5 protein-coding genes are annotated in these 5,201 nt (G+C 63.1%); 1 reads left to right on the forward strand and 4 read right to left on the reverse strand.

All coding sequences use genetic code 11. The annotated features are described in order from the left end of the window. The 4 genes from EN742_RS23415 to urtA form a co-directional block, all read right to left on the reverse strand. The coding region (locus EN742_RS23415; protein ID WP_128333331.1) for an ATP-binding cassette domain-containing protein at positions 1-374 on the reverse strand (374 nt) is incomplete at its 3' end. Between the two features lie 4 nt (positions 375-378). Continuing rightward, the gene (gene urtC, locus EN742_RS23420) at positions 379-1,602 is read right to left on the reverse strand and encodes an urea ABC transporter permease subunit UrtC (protein WP_127421521.1); all 1,224 of its coding nucleotides are present in this window, start codon (positions 1,600-1,602) and stop codon (positions 379-381) included. Beyond that, the gene (urtB, locus tag EN742_RS23425) at positions 1,599-3,212 is read right to left on the reverse strand and encodes an urea ABC transporter permease subunit UrtB (protein ID WP_128333332.1); all 1,614 of its coding nucleotides are present in this window, start codon (positions 3,210-3,212) and stop codon (positions 1,599-1,601) included. Before urtB ends, urtC begins: the two co-directional genes overlap by 4 nt. A gap of 120 nt (positions 3,213-3,332) precedes the next feature. Beyond that, positions 3,333-4,640, reverse strand: coding sequence for an urea ABC transporter substrate-binding protein (gene urtA, locus EN742_RS23430; RefSeq protein WP_126054763.1), 1,308 nt, complete (start codon positions 4,638-4,640; stop codon positions 3,333-3,335). 304 nt (positions 4,641-4,944) lie between these two features. Between urtA and EN742_RS23435 the strand changes: the two genes are divergently transcribed. Beyond that, positions 4,945-5,201, forward strand: a 257-nt coding sequence (locus EN742_RS23435) for a hypothetical protein (protein WP_128333333.1), incomplete at its 3' end; no start/stop codon positions are given.

Below are 5,201 nucleotides of genomic sequence, written 5' to 3' on the forward strand. Positions count from 1 at the left end.
GCTGCAGAGCGGCGATGGAGCAGCGGCGGGAAGATCGAGCGAGGCGCGTTGAGGGCCAGCATCAGATTCTCCTCGATCGTGTGGCTTTCGAAGACGGTGGGCTTCTGGAATTTCCGGCCGATGCCCATCATGGCGATCTCGGCCTCGTCGTGCCGGGTGAGATCGACCTGACCGTCGAAAAAGACCTCGCCTTCGTCCGGCCGCGTCTTGCCGGTGACAATGTCCATCATCGTCGTCTTGCCGGCGCCGTTGGGGCCGATGATCGCCCGCATCTCGCCCTTGTCGAGCACCAGCGACAGATTGTTGATGGCGCGGAAACCGTCGAAGGAGACCGAGACGCCATCGAGATAGAGGATTGTGTTCGACTTCGACATCGCTCTACTCCGCCGGCTGCGGTTCAGGGTTGGCGGCGGACCAGGCACCGGGCGTCCTCGCCGCCGAGCGCACGATCTTCGGCTGCGGCTCTTGCGGATCGCTGCCGGAATCCGCCGCGAGCGAGGCTGTGCGCAACGCCCTGGCCTTGCTGCGCCAGCTGTCCCACATGCCGACGATGCCCCTGGGCAGCAACAAGGTTACGGCCACGAACAGGCCGCCCAGCGCGAACAGCCAGAATTCCGGCAGCACGCCGGTGAACCAGGATTTTCCAGCATTGACGAGCAGTGCGCCGACGATCGGGCCGACAATGGTGCCACGCCCCCCGACGGCCGCCCAGATCACCACCTCGATCGAGTTGGACGGCTCGAACTCGCCGGGATTGATGATGCCGACTTGCGGCACGTAAAGCGCGCCGGCGATGCCGGCCAAGATCGCCGAAACGGTGAAGGCGAACAGCTTGACGTTCTCGGCGCGCCAGCCAAGGAAGCGGGTGCGGCTTTCGGCGTCGCGCACCGCCATCAGGAGCTTGCCGTACTTCGAGCGCACGATCGCCGAGGTCAGGAGAACGGCAAGCGCCAGGGTCACGGCACTGGCTGCGAACAGCGCCGAGCGCGTTGCGTCGGCCTGCACGTTGAATCCGAGAATGTCCTTGAAGTCGGTCAGGCCGTTGTTGCCGCCGAAACCCATGTCGTTGCGGAAGAAGGCGAGCAGCAGCGCATAGGTCATCGCCTGGGTGATGATCGACAGATAGACGCCGGTGACGCGGCTGCGGAAGGCGAACCAGCCGAAGACGAAGGCGAGCAGGCCTGGCACGGCCAGCACCATCGTTGCTGCGAACCAGAAATGGTCGAAACCGTACCAGAACCACGGCAGTTCCTTGTAGTTCAGGAACACCATGAAGTCCGGCAGGATAGGATTGCCGTAGACGCCGCGCGAGCCGATCTGGCGCATCAGGTACATGCCCATCGCATAGCCGCCGAGCGCGAAGAAGGCGCCGTGACCGAGCGAGAGGATGCCGCAATAGCCCCAGACGAGGTCGAGCGCGAGCGCGAGCAGCGCATAGCAGAGATATTTGCCAACCAGCGCTACGATGTAAGGCGGAATGTAGAACGCGCTCGACGGCGACACCGCGAGATTGAGCAGCGGCACGATGATCGCCGCCGCGAACAGGATGAGAACGGTGCTGGCGATGCGGCGATCGGCGCCGAAGAAGCGTTGCGTGATCATGCTTCCACCGCCCGGCCCTTCAGCGCGAACAGGCCGCGCGGACGCTTCTGGATGAACAGGATGATCAGCACCAGCACTACGATCTTGCCGAGCACGGCGCCGGCATAGGGTTCGAGGAACTTGTTGACGATGCCGAGCGAGAAGCCGCCGACCAGCGTACCCCACAGATTGCCGACACCGCCGAAGACGACGACCATGAAGCTGTCGATGATGTAGCCGCGTCCGAGATTGGGCGAGACGTTGTCGATCTGGCTGAGCGCGACACCGGCGATGCCGGCAATGCCGGAGCCGAGCGCGAAGGTCAGCGCGTCGACCCAGGGCGTCCTGATGCCCATGGAAGCGGCCATGCGGCGGTTGGCGGTGACGGCGCGCATGCGCAGGCCCCAGGGTGTATGCTTCATGACGTAGAGCAGCACGCCAAACACCAGGAGCGCGAAGACCAGGATCCACAGCCTGTTCCAGGTGATGGCCAGTTGGCCGACGTCGAACGAGCCCGACATCCAGGATGGATTGCCGACCTCCTGGTTGGTCGGCCCGAAGATGGTGCGCACGGCCTGCTGCAAAATCAGCGAGATGCCCCAGGTGGCCAGAAGCGTTTCCAGCGGCCGGCCATAGAGGAGGCGGATGACGCCGCGCTCGATGGCGAGGCCGACGAGCGCTGCGACCAGGAAAGCGAGCGGCAGCGCGATGACCAGCGACCAGTCGAACAGTTCCGGAAAGGACGTGCGGATCACCTGCTGGACGACGAAGGTGGTGTAGGCGCCGAGCATGACCATCTCGCCATGTGCCATGTTGATGATGCCCATGACGCCGAAGGTGATGGCAAGGCCGATGGCCGCGAGCAGCAGCACCGAACCTAGAGAAATGCCGTACCAGATGTTCTGGCCTGCATCCCACAGCGCCAGCGTTGAATTGATGGCGCCGATCGCGGATGAGGCCGCGTCCTTGACCGCGCCTCCGGAACTCGCCTCGACCGAGGTGAGCAGCGATAGCGCGTCGCGGTCGCCGCGCGCGGCAATCACCGAGATCGCGGCAAGCTTGTCGGCCTCGGGCTTGTCCGAAACCAGAACCGATGCCGCGCGGGCCTGATCGAACAGCGCCATGACGGCCGGTTCCGTCTCGGCGGTGATGGCGGCATCGAGCGGTTCGATGTTCGCCGCGTCCGGCGTCTTGAACATGGTCGCGGCGGCTGCAATCCGCACGGCCGGGTCCTTGGCGCGCAGCGTCAGCGTGCCGAGCGCGTCGCGGATGACGCGGCGCAAGCTGTTGTTGACCTTGATCTTGGTGAGGTCGGCCTTGGCGGCAGTTGCTGATTTCTCGCCGCTCAGAGGATCGAGCAGGTCGATGCCGTCGCCGGCGTCCTTGCCGACGAAGACCTGGGAGTCGGCCTTGCGGATGTAGAGATTGCCGTCGGCGAGCGCCGAAAGCGGCAGCTCGACCGCAGGGTCGCCGGTGGCGGCAAGCTCGCGCACCACGGCCTCGGTGGCCGAGAAGCTGGTGCCGGTGGCGAATTTGGCGATGATGGCGCGCAGGTCGGCTTCGGCGTTCGACGGCAACAAACTTGCCATCAGAAACAACAGCGTGAGGCCGAGAGCGCGCAACAGGATCATCCGTTCAGATACTCGTCTGGGGCTGGAATTGCGCGTCCGGGCGGACTGGAGGAGGAGTTCGCCCGGACGCTTCGCGGTCCTGGCCGTGGAGAGAACCACGACCGATCAGACCCGGGAGGATCAGTTGGTTCCCTTGCCGCCGCACTTGCCAGTGGCAACGTTGAAGTTGCCGCAGGACAGAGGCGCGCGCCAATCCGAGATCAGGTCCTTGGAGTCAGGCAGGAAGTCGGACCATTCGTCGCCCATCACCAGGCCCGGCGTCTGCGAGACGGTCTCGAACTGGCCGTCGGCCTGGATCTCGCCGATCAGCACCGGCTTGGTGATGTGATGGTTCGGCATCATGGTCGAATAGCCGCCGGTCAGGTTCGGCACCGAGACGCCGACCATAGCGTCGATGACCTTGTCCGGATCGGTGGTGCCGGCCTTCTCGACCGCCTTCACCCACATATTGAAGCCGATATAGTGGGCTTCCATCGGGTCGTTGGTGGTGCGCTTGTCGTTCTTGATGAACTTGTGCCAGTCGTCGATGAACTTCTTGTTCTCGGGCGTGTCGACGCTCTCGAAATAGTTCCAGGCGGCGAGATGGCCTACCAGCGGACCGGTGTCGAGGCCGGCCAGCTCTTCCTCGCCGACCGAGAAGGCCATGACCGGGATGTCCTCGGCCTTGATGCCCTGGTTGCCGAGCTCCTTGTAGAAGGGCACGTTGGCGTCGCCGTTGACGGTCGAGACGACGGCCGTCTTCTTGCCGGCCGAGCCGAACTTCTTGATCGCCGAGACCTCGGTCTGCCAGTCGGAGAAGCCGAACGGCGTGTAGTTGACCATGATGTCCTCGGCCGGCACGCCCTTCGCCTTCAGATAAGCTTCGAGGATTTTGTTGGTGGTGCGCGGATAGACGTAGTCGGTGCCTTCAAGCACCCAGCGCTTCACCGAGCCGCCGTCCTCGCTCATCAGGTAGTCGACGGCCGGGATGGCCTGCTGGTTTGGAGCGGCACCGGTGTAGAAGACGTTGCGCTCGCTCTCCTCGCCCTCATACTGGACCGGATAGAACAGGATGTTGTCGAGTTCCGAGAACACCGGCAGCACCGACTTGCGCGACACCGAGGTCCAGCAGCCGAACACGGCCGCGACCTTGTCCTTGGAGATCAGCTCGCGCGCCTTTTCGGCGAACAGCGGCCAGTTGGACGCCGGATCGACGACGACGGCCTCGAGCTTCTTGCCGAGCAGGCCGCCCTTGGCGTTCTGCTCCTCAATCAGCATCAGCATGACGTCCTTCAGCGTCGTCTCCGAAATCGCCATGGTCCCCGACAGCGAATGGAGGATGCCGACCTTGATCGTGTCGTCGGCCGCCTTTGCAGGCGCCGTCAGAAGACCGGCGGCGAGCACGCCAGCCGAAAACATTTTTGTTATTGTCGAGAAGTTACCCCTCATATTGCACACTCCCATTCTGGTTGTTTTGCGTCGCAACAGAGCTATGCAACCACCATGCCAATCCAGGAAAAGCGGGCAAGACAGCCGGATATCCGAGCCTTATCAGCGAGTTACAATATTAGCTGCCCAACATGTAACGAAGTCCGGATCGTTCAAATGAGGCAAAATCGCGCAATGCTGCCTATATTTTGCCCAAATGGGATCCATGCCCACTTTTTGAGCCTGGCGCGTCGAATTGCGGCACGCGGCAGGTTGCGGTGCAGCGGGGAAATAGGGCAAGGTCAGCTTCGAACCGAGCGATGCCATGACCTCCCGTATCTCCAGCATTTTCAGCATCTTGCTATTGCTTGCCGCAACCGGAGCAGCCCGCGCCGACTTCACCGACGGCAAGATGCCCGACGGGATCTACCATTGCGAGGTCTACCTGCTCGGCGCCTTCCTCAACCTCGGCGACATCACCATCAAGGGCAATGTCTATAGCGGCCCGGTCACTTTCGGCACCGCGCCGCAAGGCTACAACTATCAGATGAATGCCAATGGCGAGTTCCACTGGCTGGGTCC

The sequence above is a fragment of the Mesorhizobium sp. M4A.F.Ca.ET.020.02.1.1 genome (assembly GCF_004022645.1).
Lineage (GTDB): Bacteria > Pseudomonadota > Alphaproteobacteria > Rhizobiales > Rhizobiaceae > Mesorhizobium.